Origin of the sequence: Anaerocolumna sp. AGMB13025 (genome assembly GCF_029689925.1) — a bacterium.
Taxonomy (GTDB): domain Bacteria; phylum Bacillota; class Clostridia; order Lachnospirales; family Lachnospiraceae; genus Anaerocolumna.
The window spans coordinates 5,358,995-5,374,751 of sequence record NZ_CP121445.1; the positions used below are offsets into that span (position 1 = coordinate 5,358,995).

Annotated in this window: 12 protein-coding genes and 1 riboswitch; of the genes, 6 read left to right on the forward strand and 6 right to left on the reverse strand. The window is 37.8% G+C overall.

Annotation, left to right across the window (positions count from 1 at the left end; all coding sequences use genetic code 11):
* Window positions 1–72 precede the first annotated feature (72 nt).
* Window positions 73–1,128 carry an aldose epimerase family protein gene (locus tag QA584_RS22170; protein WP_278271285.1) on the forward strand — a complete coding sequence of 352 codons (1,056 nt, stop codon included), beginning with the start codon at window positions 73–75 and terminating at the stop codon, window positions 1,126–1,128.
* A 630-nt stretch (window positions 1,129–1,758) separates the two neighbouring features.
* On the opposite strand, the gene QA584_RS22175 is transcribed toward QA584_RS22170, so the two are convergent.
* From QA584_RS22175 to QA584_RS22185, 3 genes are all read right to left on the reverse strand, one after another.
* Entirely contained in the window at window positions 1,759–3,174 is a 1,416-nt protein-coding gene (locus QA584_RS22175; RefSeq protein ID WP_278271286.1) for an MATE family efflux transporter, read from the reverse strand.
* 48 nt (window positions 3,175–3,222) lie between these two features.
* A complete protein-coding gene (locus tag QA584_RS22180) occupies window positions 3,223–3,675 on the reverse strand; it encodes a MarR family winged helix-turn-helix transcriptional regulator (RefSeq protein ID WP_278271287.1) in 453 nt (150 codons plus the stop codon).
* 177 nt (window positions 3,676–3,852) lie between these two features.
* Window positions 3,853–4,350 carry a phosphohydrolase gene (locus QA584_RS22185; RefSeq protein WP_278271288.1) on the reverse strand — a complete coding sequence of 166 codons (498 nt, stop codon included), beginning with the start codon at window positions 4,348–4,350 and terminating at the stop codon, window positions 3,853–3,855.
* Between the two features lie 496 nt (window positions 4,351–4,846).
* Window positions 4,847–4,931: riboswitch (cyclic di-GMP riboswitch) on the forward strand.
* 254 nt (window positions 4,932–5,185) lie between these two features.
* Here QA584_RS22185 and QA584_RS22190 point away from each other — a divergent pair.
* The 3 genes from QA584_RS22190 to QA584_RS22200 all read left to right on the forward strand — a co-directional run bounded on the left by QA584_RS22190 (window position 5,186) and on the right by QA584_RS22200 (window position 9,221).
* Entirely contained in the window at window positions 5,186–6,190 is a 1,005-nt protein-coding gene (locus tag QA584_RS22190) for a 3-oxoacyl-[acyl-carrier-protein] synthase III C-terminal domain-containing protein (RefSeq protein WP_278271289.1), read from the forward strand.
* Between the two features lie 27 nt (window positions 6,191–6,217).
* On the forward strand, window positions 6,218–7,756 hold the full coding sequence (locus QA584_RS22195; RefSeq protein ID WP_278271290.1) for a methyl-accepting chemotaxis protein: 1,539 nt from the start codon (window positions 6,218–6,220) through the stop codon (window positions 7,754–7,756).
* A 223-nt stretch (window positions 7,757–7,979) separates the two neighbouring features.
* Window positions 7,980–9,221, forward strand: coding sequence for a cation:proton antiporter (locus tag QA584_RS22200; protein ID WP_278271291.1), 1,242 nt, complete (start codon window positions 7,980–7,982; stop codon window positions 9,219–9,221).
* Between the two features lie 122 nt (window positions 9,222–9,343).
* On the opposite strand, the gene QA584_RS22205 is transcribed toward QA584_RS22200, so the two are convergent.
* The 3 genes from QA584_RS22205 to QA584_RS22215 all read right to left on the reverse strand — a co-directional run bounded on the left by QA584_RS22205 (window position 9,344) and on the right by QA584_RS22215 (window position 13,310).
* Window positions 9,344–11,341, reverse strand: a complete 1,998-nt coding sequence (locus QA584_RS22205) for an Ig-like domain-containing protein (RefSeq protein WP_278271292.1) — start codon at window positions 11,339–11,341, stop codon at window positions 9,344–9,346.
* A 293-nt stretch (window positions 11,342–11,634) separates the two neighbouring features.
* Window positions 11,635–12,822: a glycosyltransferase family protein gene (locus tag QA584_RS22210; RefSeq protein WP_278271293.1), complete on the reverse strand. Its 1,188-nt coding sequence runs from the start codon at window positions 12,820–12,822 to the stop codon at window positions 11,635–11,637.
* 173 nt (window positions 12,823–12,995) lie between these two features.
* Window positions 12,996–13,310 (reverse strand): DUF6809 family protein, encoded by a 315-nt coding sequence (locus tag QA584_RS22215; RefSeq protein WP_278271294.1) that lies wholly within the window; start codon window positions 13,308–13,310, stop codon window positions 12,996–12,998.
* 287 nt (window positions 13,311–13,597) lie between these two features.
* Here QA584_RS22215 and QA584_RS22220 point away from each other — a divergent pair, with 287 nt between their 5' ends.
* Window positions 13,598–14,668 carry a mannose-1-phosphate guanylyltransferase gene (locus QA584_RS22220; RefSeq protein ID WP_278271295.1) on the forward strand — a complete coding sequence of 357 codons (1,071 nt, stop codon included), beginning with the start codon at window positions 13,598–13,600 and terminating at the stop codon, window positions 14,666–14,668.
* 50 nt (window positions 14,669–14,718) lie between these two features.
* On the forward strand, window positions 14,719–15,753 hold the full coding sequence (gmd, locus tag QA584_RS22225) for a GDP-mannose 4,6-dehydratase (RefSeq protein ID WP_278271296.1): 1,035 nt from the start codon (window positions 14,719–14,721) through the stop codon (window positions 15,751–15,753).
* The last annotated feature ends 4 nt before the right edge of the window (window positions 15,754–15,757 follow it).

A 15,757-nucleotide genomic window follows, 5' to 3' on the forward strand; every position in this document is an offset into this window, starting at 1 on the left:
CTGAGGAAGATTTAAAAGAATATCTGAGCAAATCCAGAACAGCAAAATAAATGAGTGCAGAAAGAGGCTATTATGAACATAACAGAAAAATATTTAGGCAATTTATCACAGGATTCTATCTTTTTATATACCTTAGTAAATGACAATAATATTAACATCTCCATACTCTCTTACGGAGGAACGATTATGGAGATTGCCCTACCGGATAAAGATACCGGTCTGCGTACCATTACTCTTACCCTTAAGAACTGGGAGGATTACATACATAATCCCCTCTATCCCGGTTCCAGCTTAGGACCAAATGCCGGACGTATCCGCAACGGAGAAATGACAATAGGCAGCAACAACTATCAATTAAGTCAAAATGACGGGAGACATCATCTTCATGGTGGGGTTTCTTCTGTGTCTTATCAGAATTGGAGTTTAAAAGAGCGGATAAAGGGCAAAAATTTTGTTAGTCTAACCCTTAGTACTGTCTTAACAGACGGGCAGGAGGGGTATCCAGGAAACAGAGAAATTAGTGTCTCCTATACCTTGGATAACTCGGGACGATTTGAAATTCAATATTCCGGTACTTCAGACCGTGATACTTATTTTAACCTGTCAAACCATACGTATTTTAACCTATCCGGTCTAAACGCTCCCGGTCTGTCACAGATATTAAACATAGATGCCAATTCCTATATTGCCAATAACGAAGAGCACCTCCCCCTGCAATTATTACCGATTGAGAACTCCCCCTTTGATTTTGGCTCCCCGGTATCATTAAAAGATAATCTTGAGAGTTATCCCAATCACCCGCAAACTATAATCGCAAAGGGCTATAACAACGGGTTTGACATACGAAATGCCGCTCTACGTAATGCTCCGGCGGTAACCCTTTGGGATTCAGAGCATACGGCAGGGCTTAAATTATATACGAATGCTCCCTGCCTGGTATTATATTCCGGGGGGTTTATAGGAAGTGAATATAGACTAAAAAACAACACTCCAACATACATAAGCTGTGCCATCGCATTGGAAGCTCAGGACTTTCCTGATGCCTTGCATTTGGGGGAAGGTTCTGATGGAATCACGTTAAAAGGAGAACGGTATCAAAGAAAAATTGTATATGAATTTTTATATTAAAATGTATGACGTAACCTTAAGGCTGCATATCCAATAATTACCTTCTATTTTTTTCTTTCATAAGAGTTATGTTCATTAAGAATAGGATTATGTCCATTAAGAATTAGGTTCTGTTCATTAAGAACAAGGTTATGTCCATTAAGGATAAGGTTCTGTCCATCAAGAACAGGATTGTGTCCATTAAGAATTAAGTTCTGTTCATTAAGAACAAGGTTATGTCCATTAAGGATAAGGTTCTGTCCATTAAGAACAGGATTGTGTTCATTAAGAACAAGATTATATCCATTAAGAACAGACTTTTGTCATAAAGAACAAGCCCCATGGCCTGATTTAGAAACAGAGCCTTGACAAAATATAATTTAGCTTGTTGTTAAAAAAACCATATTAAAGTAAGTCAGCAATCCATTCAACATAAAGAAAGGTACTGAGTACAATTTAAACAAAAAAAGCAATTGTTTAAATTGTACTCAGTACCTAACTATTTTCCGGTTACTGTATCTCGTTATGATACAATTAAATTTTAAAGTCTTTATAAAAGTGTTATCTATAACCTAGCCCCCGAAAACTTTCAAAAGTATCCACAATCGGAGTGAACACCCAGGTATTTCATCCACATTTTAGATATCAAATTTACTCCATATCAACAATATCAATCTCTCCCATATCCACATTTCCCAAAGCCGCATGATCTGCTACACTCGCCTCATGTTTTTCATTCAGCTTTCTAAGCTCAATCGATATAAAGATACCCGTCACGATGGTGGATATGACGTCTGCCAAAGGTCCGGCTGAAATAACACCTTGTAATCCAAAGAATTTAGGTAATATGAGCAAAGCCGGTATTAGTATTAAGACTTGTCTGGAAAGACCAAGCAAAGCGGAATGTGTTGGCTTTCCGATGGCCTGAAAATAATTGGAGGAAATAATCTGAAAACCGACCACAGGTAAAAACACTAAGAATGTCCTGGTCGCGGACGTACCAAACGCAATTAATTCTTGATCCTTACTGTTAAACAAATAAACCAGCTGTTCCGGGAAAACCCTGGTTACAATCCAACCGATCACCACCACAATCGTAGCAAATATAACTGCCAGCTTGTATGCTTCCTTTACTCTGTCATACTTCTTGGCACCATAATTATATCCAATAATAGGCTGAACTCCCTGGTTAATACCAAAAAGCGGCATAATCATTAACGTAATGATACTATTGACAATTCCCATACCGGAGATGGCAATATCCCCACCATAAATAACTAAACTTTTATTCATAATAAAATTCTGTACACTTGCAGCAATCTGCATGGCAAAGGGAGCAGTTCCTAATACCAGAATACGACCCACCACAGAGGATTTTAAACTCAAACCGGCCCAGTTGATTTTAAATAAACTTTTACCCCTTAAGAAATACGCAATTACCCAGACCGCTGAAAAAAACTGGGCTAAAATAGTAGCAATTGCAGCCCCCTGCATACCCATATCGAAAACAAAGATAAATAAAGGGTCCAAGATAGTATTCAGGATAGCACCGATTAACATGGTGTACATCGCTATTTTGGGATTTCCTTCGGAACGTATAAAGTTATTCATGCCCATCCCAAGAGATTGGAAAACACCACCGATTAATATGATCTGCATATAATCTCTGGCATAAGGTAAGATATCTTCACTTGCACCTAGAACTTTAAGAATTGGATCGAGATATACTAATCCAACTACTGTTAAGATCAGGGAGGAAATAACCAGTAAACTGATGGAATTACCAAAGATAATTTGCGCTTCCTCTTTTTGGTTCTGACCTAATTTAATTGATACGAGGGAATTGGCACCAATACCAATCAGCATGGAAAAGGCCATCATCAGCAGCATAATCGGAAAGCCGATGGTAACACCTGCTATTCCCATTTTACCTACACCATTGCCGATAAACACCCTGTCTACCACATTGTATAAAGCATTAACCAGCATACCTACAATTGCCGGAATTGAAAATTTAATTAATAAATTGATGACTTTCATTTCACCTAGTTGTTTTGAATTGTTCATTTAACCTCTCCTGTTGTAAACCAACCCTTGCTTTCACTTTTGCAACAATTAATTATCCTGGGGTTCCATAAAATTATCGATAACCCGCAGCAGATAATTTTTAAAGGAAGTCTTCTCTTCCTCACTAAATCCATTAAGAATCTTATTTTGATTCACAAGATTTATCTCCTCTAGCAGTTTTAATTTATCCAGTGCTTTGTCTGTAATTTTAATCAGACAGGATCTCTTATCCTTTGGATTAATTACCCGCTCTGCCCACTCCTGGGCTTCTAACCTGTCAATGATACCGGTAACGGTAGGTCTGTCAAATTGCAGCCTTTCCGCAATGCCTGCAGGGGAAAGCCCTGATTCGCCGGTTTCAGACTGATGTTTAAAAATCTCTTTTAAAACCATGAATTGCCCCGGTGTAATACCGAACTCATTTAATTTACAGGAAAACTTACACTTCGCAGACATGGCTGCCCGATGCAAGATAAACCCAATGTCTTTATCCTCAAGCATTCCTATCACCTCTCAGGATAGTTAGTATACTAACTAAATATAAAAATGTCAATACATTTTTTTAAATGTTTTTCCAGGTTCTGCCTGATTTTTCTAAATGTTTTTCAAGGTTCATTTTTCTAAATGTTTTTCCAGGTGTGTTTATGAATCTTTCAGGTATAATGAAAGCTGTTTCCATTAAATGCAGCTGTAAAGTCGGCACTCCTTCTTAAGCAATTTGTATGTGTTTCTACAAAAAACTTCGTAAGTAGAGCATATTTTATCCACTATACATACAATTATACTTTCCTTATATACCGGAGGAAACGGCGTTAACGGAAACATATGTTTCATGATAATATCCATTTCAACCTCATTCATTTTTCTGACCTTCCTGGTATTTTTAAGTGCCGTTTTGGGATGCCTGAAACCATGGAATCTATGTGAGGGGTCTTTCACATGCCAGTCATATAAATAATAATCATGAAATAATGCTCCCATTAAAAGACTCTGTCGGTTGCAGCGCAGGTGAAATAACCTTACCAGAAACAGACTATAATAAGCAACCGCAATACTGTGCCACAGGCAGGTTGTATCCCCGTGCTGTATATAGTTATCCATAGTTAAAAATGCAGTAGTAACGGCAAGTTTTTTTATACATTTATTAATATCATTTATTGTTTTTTCGTTAATCATAAATCCCTCTTTTCTTCTATCGCAAACATAATACCGCTGTTGTATTAGTATCGTAGCGTTACCAATTGAATCGTCACTTCCCTTTAAGCCTAACTTTCCAGCATTATACCATTCTCATAAACTCATGGCCAGTAACCAGCTTATCGCTTACGACTTATAAAGCTTCCTTGTTCTCCAAGGAAAATTCGGCTCTTGAATTGTAGTAGATTGATAAATAGATACAACATCGTAGTTTTGCAATCACGTAATAATTTTTATTACTCAATCTATATTTTAACAGATTGAAAAGTGCGGAACAACAATAAGTTAGAACATACCAGGGTATCATAACCTGTCGGCTTCAGCGTAAAAACTACATTATCTTTGTTTTTCTGCCATAATATAAAACATTATACTATGATACAATATAATATTGTAAAATTTTACAAACAACTATTGATAAAAACAACATTCATGTTATAATTTGTTTCATAAGGTACGACACCCATATGTGAATTATTATTAAGAGCAAACTTATCAAAAGGTAAGGACGCAAAGCCATGGATCTAAAGGAGATATCCCAGGATTGCCAGGCTGCTGAGAGTATGCTTTGAGGATAGATGGCATTTTCTTGGTGTCATCTATTTTTTTATGTAACTTTGTTAAAAGATAATAAAAAACTTATATAAATTTCTCAAAGTACCGAGGGGGAAGCCTCGGGCAGCTTAAGACAGATATCAGGCAGCTTGCAGATTTGTAAAGAAACACCTGAACTTATTATTACCTTTGTATTTACTTTCAAAACACAGAGTTTCTTGTTTTTTACGCGTACCAGGATACGCAGATGGGAGGAAGTATGTTTAAAAATGTACATATTGCAGGGGTTGGCTCATATCATCCCCAAAATCAAATCGACAACCAATACTATATTGATCACTTTAAAGCTTACAACGCTTCGGAACATGCCAGCGCATTACTGCACAAATTAGGCAGAGAAATCCGGACTCTTGCAAGCGAAGAAGAAACCAGTCTTACTATGGCTGTAAATGCCGCCAAAGCAGCACTTCATAACTCAGGAATCAGGACTGAGGAACTGGATATGATTATCTCAGTGTCGGATACGCCAGAGTATCTCTCGCCCTGTTGTGCCCTGCTCATAAAAAATCAAATAAAAGCAGTGAATGCGCATGCTGTATTTGATATGAATGCCAACTGTATCGGTATGTTAACAGCAATGGATACGGCTGCCAGATACCTAAAAACAGATGTAAAATTTAATAAAGTGCTAATCGTCGGTTCACTGCTAATCAGCCCCCAGGCAAGGAAAGATGATATGGTTGCTTATGCCTGTACCGGTGACGGTGCAGCCGCAATCATTCTGGAGAAAAAAGAAGAAGCCACGGAACGGGGATTACTTGGTTCCAGAATGTTTACCGATGACACTTATTACTGGTCAATCACCATGCCGGCCTGCGGCATGTCAAAGATCTCTTCAGAAACAGTCAGTACAGACGAGAGGAAAATGCTGTGGAAACCCTTTGATTTTGATTTTCTTTCCGGGAAATGGTCTGAGCTGATAACAAATTTATTGGCTGATTTTAGATACACTCCGAAGCAGGTAACCCAGTACTTTATGTCCCAGTTCTCAAAAACTGATCTTGAATTAACCATGCGACAGCTAAATACCGATATGAGCAGGGCTTTTTATATTGGTGACAAATACGGCTATACCGGCTGTACCAGTCCAATTATGGCATTGGAGGATAAATTAAAGACGGCACACTTTAACCAAGATGAGCTGGTTATCTTTTGTTCGGTAGCCTCCGGTTATTCTATGACAGCTTTATTATATCAATGGTAATCAAACAAAAGAAAAGAGGAATCAATTATGCCAAACGAAAAAAACACCATCATTCAATATCAATTTAAAACACTGAAATTTGTACTAATCATTTACTCCATCAGTGCTTTCCTTGCGGCCTCCTTATTCATATTTTTAAAACTGACCGGTTTCTATGAGGAAATCCAGTGGAGCTCTTTAGGAATTCTGGCCGCACTTATGGCGGCAGAGTTAATAACCTTCAAAGTAATGTATGACCAGACCGCAAAAGACCGGGAACATATCACCAAAGCGTTCCAGGCACTCAAAATCATCATCCTTCTCTTTTCCTATGTAAACTATGTCTATATCGGTCTTTTGGTGCCTTCAAAGGAAATCTGGGCCTGTGTATTCTATTTCATAATCCTTGGGGCACTGTTTTTGGATAACAAATTAAACCTTGCATTTATCTTAATGGGAACCCTGTCACAAGTAGTTATTTTCCTCTTCAATAAGTCTACCCTTCCAAGCGGGGATCACCTGATCCGGGAAATGATTTTAAGGATTGTGGTAATCAGCTTAATCTCCTTTGGTATACTTTTGTTCACCTACTTTTCCTCCAGTATTTTAAAGACCGTAGAAGACAATGAAGAAATTCTGCGAAACCATAATGAAAAGAACCTTATCCTATTTCAAAAAGTATCCGAATATGCCCAGTCCCTTTTAGTCTCCAGTGAAAACCTGGAGGAAATAGCAACGGAGGAAAGCGCTTCTGTAGAAGAAATCGCCGTCACCAGCAAAGATGCCGTAAAAGATTCGGATCAGATGTTAAATGGTATCAAAGCCAACAGCCAAAGCCTGTCAAAACTCCTAACCACTTATAGCTCCATCGCTGATAAAGTAAAGGATACCGAATATAAATCCACAAAATTAATCGAACTGTCAAATAATAATGAAAGTGCCCTAAGCGAAACCTTAAGCATTATTATTGATATCAAGGGAGACATCGAAAATACGCTAGAGGCAACACATATCCTTGAAGAAAAATCCGGTCAGATAGACAATATCTTAGAAATCATAAAGCAAATCTCCGAACAGACCAATCTACTCTCCCTGAATGCCTCCATCGAAGCTGCCAGGGCAGGTGAACAAGGCAAAGGCTTTGCCGTCGTAGCGGATGAAATCAGGAAACTTGCGGAGGATACTAATAAATCCTTAAGTGAAGTCGCCTCCATCACCCAGGAATTTAAGAACCGGGTCCTCCAGGTCAAAACCTTAATGGCAGAAAATACAGAGAAAGTAAGCAATGGCAACACCATATTAAGTACTGCCGTACAAAATATAAATGACATGATTACAAGCCTTAAGGACTCCGGTAAAAACATTAACGAAATCAGTACACTCACCCAGACCATGTTAAAGGAGACTGAGAATACGGTGGATTTTAATTCCCGGATTACTGACACAACCAACCAGACCATCACTAACTTTAACCAGGTATTTGAATCCATTAACCAGAACCTGGCTATGAGCGAGGAACTGGCAAGCAGTGCAGAAACCCTTAAGAGTATAGCAGAGGATATGAATCAACTGATTAAGGTGGAATAAACGTCCTCTTCTGTGGCTGATCATGTTGCACTTTCTCAGATTATGCTGCTATTTGGAACATATTCATGTATTTAGTTGACTTATCAGTCATTTTAATCTAAACTAATACTAATGCCTAAAACATGCCAGGTTATAAATAGATACAAAGTTGTATCCGTATCTGTTTATAACCTGGAGTTTTGACTCCAGATAAAATAGCATACGACCAAAGGAGACTAGTTATATGGAATCATACGATTTTCTGCTTGATCTAGCAATCATTTTAATCAGTACCAAACTCTTAGGATTAGTTACAAAACGTTTTCAAATGCCCCAGGTGGTTGGAGCCCTGCTGGCAGGATTAATTTTCGGACCTGCTGTCCTTAATATCCTTAAGGAAACAGATTTTATTAATAAAACTTCCGAAATTGGCGTTATTGTACTTATGTTCACCGCCGGTCTGGAAACCGATGTAAAAGAACTTAAAAAAACCGGTAAAGCTTCCGCTATCATAGCTCTAATTGGGGTTATTGTCCCTTTTCTGGGCGGATATGTGATTGCGGCGATATATAACACCAGAATCGGCTCAGATGCCTCTGCAAGTGTATTTCTGCAGAATATGTTCATTGGTGTCATACTTACCGCTACCTCTGTGAGTATAACCGTGGAAACCCTAAAAGAAATCGGTAAATTAAATACCCGTGCAGGCAATGCAATCCTTGGTGCGGCTCTCATTGATGACATACTGGGCATAATTGCCCTTACCATAGTCACCAGTCTCGCTGACACTTCGGTAAAACTATCCAAAATCCTGCTGCTGATTATCAGTTTCTTTTTATTGACGGCAGTGATTGGATTTATCTTTCATTACCTGTTCGGATTATATATAAAACGTTGTAAAGGAGATAAGCGGCGTTTTGTCATTGTAGCCTTTGCCTTCTGTCTGGTACTATCCTATTTAGCAGATGAAGTCTTCGGAGTCGCTGATATCACAGGTGCCTTTATGGCTGGTCTGATTATTTCGACCCTGCCCCGTTCCAACTACATTGCATCCCGCTTTAATACCCTGTCCTATATATTTCTTTCACCGATCTTTTTCGCAAGCATCGGTCTGAAAGTCGTACTCCCAGCTATGACCGGACAGATTATTATCTTCTCCCTCCTGCTGCTCTTCCTTGCAATCCTTACCAAAATCGTAGGCTGCGGAATTGGTGCAAAGCTATGCGGTTACACGAATCAGGAATCCATGCAGATTGGCTGCGGCATGATATCAAGAGGGGAAGTAGCTTTAATTATTGCTAATAAAGGGGCAGCGCTTGGGCTTTTATCTTCTGTATTTTTTGGTCCCATTATTATTACGGTTATCATTACTACGGTTATTTCACCCATTTTCTTAAAGCTTGCTTTTCGGTCAAAAAAAGGTATGGTGCTGGAAACTACCAATTCACTGGTAGAGGATTATAACGAAATGGGTAGGATGGAGTAGAAGGGATACAGCGATACAAACTTTTTATTATACTCACATATCTATCTTACTTAAATGAAACACAAAAAAGCAGGCATCTCCCCTTTAAGTACATACCTGAGGAGAATGCCTGCTTTCTATTTTTAATCCTCTAACAAAGTTAAACTAATATCCTGATTCGTAAAAAGCGTACCACCAAGCACAATAACATTGTGGGTCGCTGTTTTATAAGTTACACCGTCTTCTGGTGTCCTGGTATCGGTTAGTTTAAATGTATAATGACCTTCCGCAAGCTGGACACTGTAAACTCCGCCCTCTATTGTTTCTGTCGAAATCAAATCCGTGGTATTATCAAAACCACTATATATTTGTAAGGTAAACTCAAGATTTTCATCCACTGCCATACCGGTAAGGGAATTGATGATTAAACCATTGGCAATACCCTTTGTAATATCTTCCCCAGGTTCTAGCTTATCCATTGTTGCATTTACAACACTTTCTGAATTCTCTTCTACTGTGGCAAGCTTTACTATGACTTTGTAATCCTGCTTTGCAAATACCACTATATAATTACCCGTTTCCAGATTATTCGCAGTAAAATAGCCATCTCCGGTGACACAGGGTACTACCACATCCGGATTGGTATTAATCGCCTCGATTGCACTTGCAGCATCACCAACATACTTAAGAATCCGAACATTAGCACCGGCTAGGGGTTCCAGGGTAATGGCTTCGGCAGTTGCATCTTCTGATACACTAATACTACTTCCCGAAACTACTGTAACACGACCGGCAATAGAACCTACTGCTGGATTTTCCGGATTAGTGGGCATACCCGGATTTGACGGAGTACCTGGGTTCGACGGTTCATTTGGTGTAGAAGGTGTTCCGCCGACTGTGTCATTCACCGAAGCATTCGTAGGCTCTACTTCTATACTTCTTGCATTTTCACCAGTTCCCACAATAACTTTTATCGGAGAACTTCCAGTAATGACAGGTATTAAGTCCTCACTTTCAACCTGAATAATGGTTGCTTCCGCTCCTGGCAGGATAACTAGATTAATTTTTTCAGTACAAGCTAAGGTTAATGGAATACTGGAAGTGATTGTAGCACCGGCTGTATTGGCATATACCGGAGTCGAAGCAGTGGGATTTCCGCTAATATTAACATGAGCTGCTGCATCTATTCGCAGCTCGTCCACTGCTCCATTATTAAGTAACGTAAAATTCTCAGTGCCGCTAGTAACATGAATCGATGCACAAGCGCCGTCGATGACAGCTACCCTGGAGGTTGGAGCAGATACACTAATAATATTTCCAACTGCCTCCTCATACCAGGTATTTGCCTTTATATGACGGATCTCCACGGCTTTAAAGATACCTTTATTCGTCACATCAGCATTGGGAGCATCCACGATAAGGGTTTGCTTTTGATAGTTGCCTTCCGGTATATTAATATTAATTGCAGCCTTTGTTTTAAGAGTAATTTGTGCTGCTCCGCTGTTCAGCATTCTATTTATTTCAGTCTGATTCTTGACGGTGCCTTCTTTATCCACCACCTGGATGGTGACTGTATCTGACTTACCACTAAGAGTCGTAGCCGTAATCTTAACCTTTCCCACCTTTAATGCAGTGATTTTACCAAGGCTGTCAGGTTTTGCAATACCGGTATTGGAAGAACTCCAAATCGTTCTGTCGTTGGAATCAGCCGGGGTAAGGGTTCTGTTTAAATCATATTTCTGTCCTAAGTTCAATGTAGTAACCTTGTTGCTGATTTTAACGGCTTCTGCTAAATCCCTGACTGTTACTTTACTGAGTAAGTAAACTGTCTCCTTCGACGTTTCTACCTTACAGGTAATATCGGCAGTACCGTTCTTTACCCCAGTTACTACCCCCTTATTCGTTACCGTTGCAACCTTCTTGTTATTTGATGTCCATTGACAGGTCGAATTCTTTACACGGTTGTTAATTTCAAAACGGTACGTTCCGCCAACGACAACATCTACTGCCTTTGAAATTACCGGTGCTTTCACTGCTGCTTCTGCTTTTGTACCTGGGTTAGTTAGTACAGATGATACGAATACGATACCTACCATCAGTTTTACCAGCCAATTTCTAACGCCTCTTTTTCCATTCTTCATTTGTACTTTTCCTCACTTTGTTCGTCTTGTTTTGTCTTCTCTGCAATGCCGTCCAAAATTAATACTTCATAATTATATATTTACTTACTTATATTATATTTTTTCGCTTCACAGTTCAATTGTAGAAATTTATAATAATTTAGTATATTTTGCAATAATCCATGCATTACAGAAATTAAACGGTAATAATAACCATGACATTCACCATTAAATGACAATAGTTTTACTATTTTGACATATTAAGACATAAGCGAGTTTAGCCGATAAAAAGCTCTTTAAATCAAGTTAACTATTTACCACATATCTTCCCGCTTAATTGCCTCCGACAACACTGTAGCACGATTCCGCCAGGTATGCTCTGCTAAGGCCATTTGATATCCACTTTCCGCAATAACCTTCGCTTTTTCTATATTCGTTAACAAAGCCTCTGTAATTGCTGGAAGCCTGTCAATATTCTTTAGTGAGTACACCGACAGATCCACATTATCCGTAAACTGCTCCTGTATATATGTACTGCCATCACTTAGGCAGACAGCCTTACTTAACATGGAATTAAAAATCCTGTCATGGGCACCCGCTTTAAACCAGGGCATAACATTAAGGGAGATCCGGGAATCCATTATATTACGGATACATTCCTGGGAATCGACTGGACCATGTTGAATCAGATTACTCTTTTTCCTGCATTGGAGCAAATCCCAGCCCTTTCCAAAAACATCAACACGAAAACCATGATCGACTAGCGTTTGCACCACTAACCCCCTGAAATGAAATCGGATATACAGGTCTATAAAAATCATAGATGCAAATGCATTCTTTAAATCTTCCTCGGTGACACCTTCTATTTCTGCTCTGGTCTGCTTTTCTATTGCTGCTTCTATGGTCTTGTCCGGATTATTCATTAAGTCCTCTATGATGGTACGATAAAACCTTGTATAGTCTTCATCAATCCGGTTCATGTATTTATCAAAGGTATGCGGCGGGGTGTAATTACCGGTAAAAACAATATCGTACTTTCTATCTTCATATGGAATAAAAACATCGCTTAACTTAGTGCCGCCAAGGGGTAAGAAAGAAACGTATTTTATTTCAGGGAAGAACCGCTCCATATATGTTACATGGTGTTGGTCAATACAGAATAAAAGATATCTTTTCGGTGGCTTCTTCAATAATTCGTGATAATAAAAGGGATGATCTACTATGATATTTACACACAAGATTTCACGCTGATCCCATAATGTGATTCCGTTACCAACATCGAAGATTTCTTCACCGTTGATTCCTATGAAGTTGAAGGTGATCATTACGGTATTCTCTTTTTCACAGAACCAGATGAGGTCGTTGATGCCTTGGTATTCTTTACCAAAATCAAAGATATATACTTCATAACCCATTTGGTGAAAGGCTTTGGCTAGTTGTTCTGAGAAATAGCCAAGGGTTTCGATTTGACCTTTGAAGAGGATGATTTTTTTTGCTGTCATTGGTTGACTCTTCTTTCTATATGAGACTGATTCATATCCTATTAGCTGTTCTTGAATTCAGCCTGTTTATTTGAAATAAATAAAATACCATGATTATTTCGGTTAATGGGATAGAATTGTTTATATCTTCTGAATGATATTATTGAATGACTTTCTGAATTACATTATGAAACTCATATGTTATTGGTTTGTTTGTCTAAACTCGAGCTTTTATTATAAATTTTGTCCTGTAATACCTCTAACATAATTAACGCACCATATTTAACCCCGCAGGCAAAGGCATCTGCGGATTCATATGCTCCTGATTCCGTATGCAGTTCTATTAATTTAACAATGGTTTTATAATCTTCATCTCCTACCTTCTTCTTTAACAATTCCATAACTTCAATAATCTTAAGGCTATAATTTTTGTATTCAGGGGTATTGGTATAATTAATTTCATCTTGGGTAATGTTACTATAATATAATTTTTTGAGTATTGATTCCATTCGATTTGCTTCCTTTCATGTTATAGATTATTTAGATTTTATTCTCTTATATACATACTAGCATTTTTTTTAACTTAAATTAGGAAATACTACTAAGTAGTATAAAGTAGTATTAAATACATATTGTTATATTTTATTATGAATAAACTCACATAAATAAATTATCAAATAAGAACTGCAAGCTATGTTTATGTATTTATTTTAAGATATATTTGCAATATCCTAAGCTATCATGTAATATATAAATATGTGAATAATCAAACATATAAGGGAGAGAAAACCAACAAATGAAAACAACAGCACTAATAATGGCTGGTGGACGTGGTGAACGTTTCTGGCCCAAAAGTAGAAAAAACTTACCAAAGCAGTTTCTATCTCTCACTGGTGATGGCAAGACCATGATTCAATTAACGATTGAACGGATACTGCCACTAGTTGCAATGGAGGATATCTATATATCTACTAACAAGGATTATAAATCTCTCGTTCTTGAACAACTACCCAATATACCCAAAGAGAATATCCTATGTGAACCTTATAGTAGGAATACTGCCCCCTGTATTGGTTTGGGAGCTGTACATATAGCTAATAAATATGATGATGCTATCATGCTGGTATTACCCTCTGATCACTTAATAAAATATAACAGTATGTTTATAAATACTTTAAAAGATGCCAGCGAAATAGCTCAGAAAAATAGTAATATTGTTACAATTGGGATTACACCCGATTATCCGGAAACAGGGTATGGCTACATTAAGTTTAATCCCAGCCTTGGAGAAGGACGAGCCTTTGAGGTAGACCGTTTTGTTGAGAAGCCAAGTCTTGAAGTAGCGAAAGAATACTTGGCTACAGATGAATATCTGTGGAACAGCGGAATGTTCGTATGGAAAGTATCTTCTATCCTTAATAAAATGAAAGAACTTATGCCTGTAACATATCAAGGTCTCTTAAATATTCAAGAATCAATAGGCACTGAAGAAGAAGAAATTATCCTCGAAAAGGAATTTAGAAATTTTCAGTCTATTTCCATTGATTATGGCATTATGGAAAAATCTAAGAATATATATACACTTCCGGGAACCTTTGGTTGGGATGATGTGGGTTCCTGGCTTGCAGTGGAACGGATCAAAAAATCCAACGAATATGGCAATGTTGTTGATGGTAATGTTATAACAATCGAATCAAAGAACTGCATTATTGAAGGCGGAAAGAAATTAATCGCTGCTGTAGGAATAGAAAATCTTATAGTTGTTGATACGGAAGATGCTACTCTTATATGCGATAAAGACAGTGCCGGAGATATAAAAAAGATTCTAGAGAATCTTAAAATATGTAATAGAAATGAATACATATAAGTAGAATTATTATCCTATAAAGAAAAAACATAAACCAAGGAGTTACTAATATGAAAAATGCTTTAATTACCGGAATTACAGGACAGGATGGTTCATACCTCGCTGAATTGCTTTTAGAAAAAGGCTATAATGTATATGGAATAATGAGAAGAAAGAGTGTTGTAGATTACGGCAATGTGGAACATATTAAAGATAAAATTAATTTTATCTATGCTGATATGACAGATGTAATATCATTAATTAGTGCCATGAGAATATCTCAGGCAGATGAAGTTTATAACCTGGCTGCCCAATCCTTTGTAGCTACTAGTTGGGAACAACCTCTTGCAACTGCTGATATTGATGCACTTGGTGTAACTAATATGTTAGAGGCAATTCGGACAGTAAAACCAACAGCCCGTTTTTATCAGGCATCCACCAGTGAGATGTTTGGTTTAGTACAAGAAATACCTCAAAAAGAAACTACTCCCTTTTATCCACGAAGTCCCTACGGTGTTGCAAAACTATATGGTCACTGGATTACAAAGAATTATCGTGAAAGTTACAATTTATTCTCTTGCAGCGGCATATTATTCAATCATGAAAGTGAACGCCGAGGTAAAGAATTCGTTACAAGAAAAATTACAGATGCTGTTGCAAGAATCAAGTTAGGAGTTCAGGATCATTTAGAACTTGGTAACATGGATTCCAAACGTGACTGGGGTCATTCCAAAGATTATGTAAAAGCTATGTGGTTAATGCTTCAGCAGGATACTCCGGATGATTATGTAATTGCAACAAATGAAACAAGAACCGTACGTGAATTTGTGGAAATCGCATTTAACCATGTAGATATTACCATTGAATGGCAGGGAAACGGAGTTGATGAAATCGGAGTTGATAAAGCTACTGGTAAAACTATTGTCAAAATCAATCCCAAATTCTTCCGCCCGGCTGAGGTGGATATATTACTAGGCGATCCAACTAAAGCAGAAAAAAACTTAGGTTGGAAAAGAGAGATATCCTTTGCCAATCTTGTCGAGAGAATGATTACCAATGATATGGAATTAGTTGCAAAAGAAATAAAAATTAGCAATATAAAATAGTCTA

Excerpts from the sequence above, each read along its gene's own strand:
- QA584_RS22170 (WP_278271285.1), top strand. The coding sequence starts at position 73 with ATGAACATAACAGAAAAATATTTAGGCAATTTATCACAGGATTCTATC.
- QA584_RS22175 (WP_278271286.1), bottom strand. The coding sequence starts at position 3,174 with ATGAACAATTCAAAACAACTAGGTGAAATGAAAGTCATCAATTTATTA.
- QA584_RS22180 (WP_278271287.1), bottom strand. The coding sequence starts at position 3,675 with ATGCTTGAGGATAAAGACATTGGGTTTATCTTGCATCGGGCAGCCATG.
- QA584_RS22185 (WP_278271288.1), bottom strand. The coding sequence starts at position 4,350 with ATGATTAACGAAAAAACAATAAATGATATTAATAAATGTATAAAAAAA.
- QA584_RS22190 (WP_278271289.1), top strand. The coding sequence starts at position 5,186 with ATGTTTAAAAATGTACATATTGCAGGGGTTGGCTCATATCATCCCCAA.
- QA584_RS22195 (WP_278271290.1), top strand. The coding sequence starts at position 6,218 with ATGCCAAACGAAAAAAACACCATCATTCAATATCAATTTAAAACACTG.
- QA584_RS22200 (WP_278271291.1), top strand. The coding sequence starts at position 7,980 with ATGGAATCATACGATTTTCTGCTTGATCTAGCAATCATTTTAATCAGT.
- QA584_RS22205 (WP_278271292.1), bottom strand. The coding sequence starts at position 11,341 with ATGAAGAATGGAAAAAGAGGCGTTAGAAATTGGCTGGTAAAACTGATG.
- QA584_RS22210 (WP_278271293.1), bottom strand. The coding sequence starts at position 12,822 with ATGACAGCAAAAAAAATCATCCTCTTCAAAGGTCAAATCGAAACCCTT.
- QA584_RS22215 (WP_278271294.1), bottom strand. The coding sequence starts at position 13,310 with ATGGAATCAATACTCAAAAAATTATATTATAGTAACATTACCCAAGAT.
- QA584_RS22220 (WP_278271295.1), top strand. The coding sequence starts at position 13,598 with ATGAAAACAACAGCACTAATAATGGCTGGTGGACGTGGTGAACGTTTC.
- gmd (WP_278271296.1), top strand. The coding sequence starts at position 14,719 with ATGAAAAATGCTTTAATTACCGGAATTACAGGACAGGATGGTTCATAC.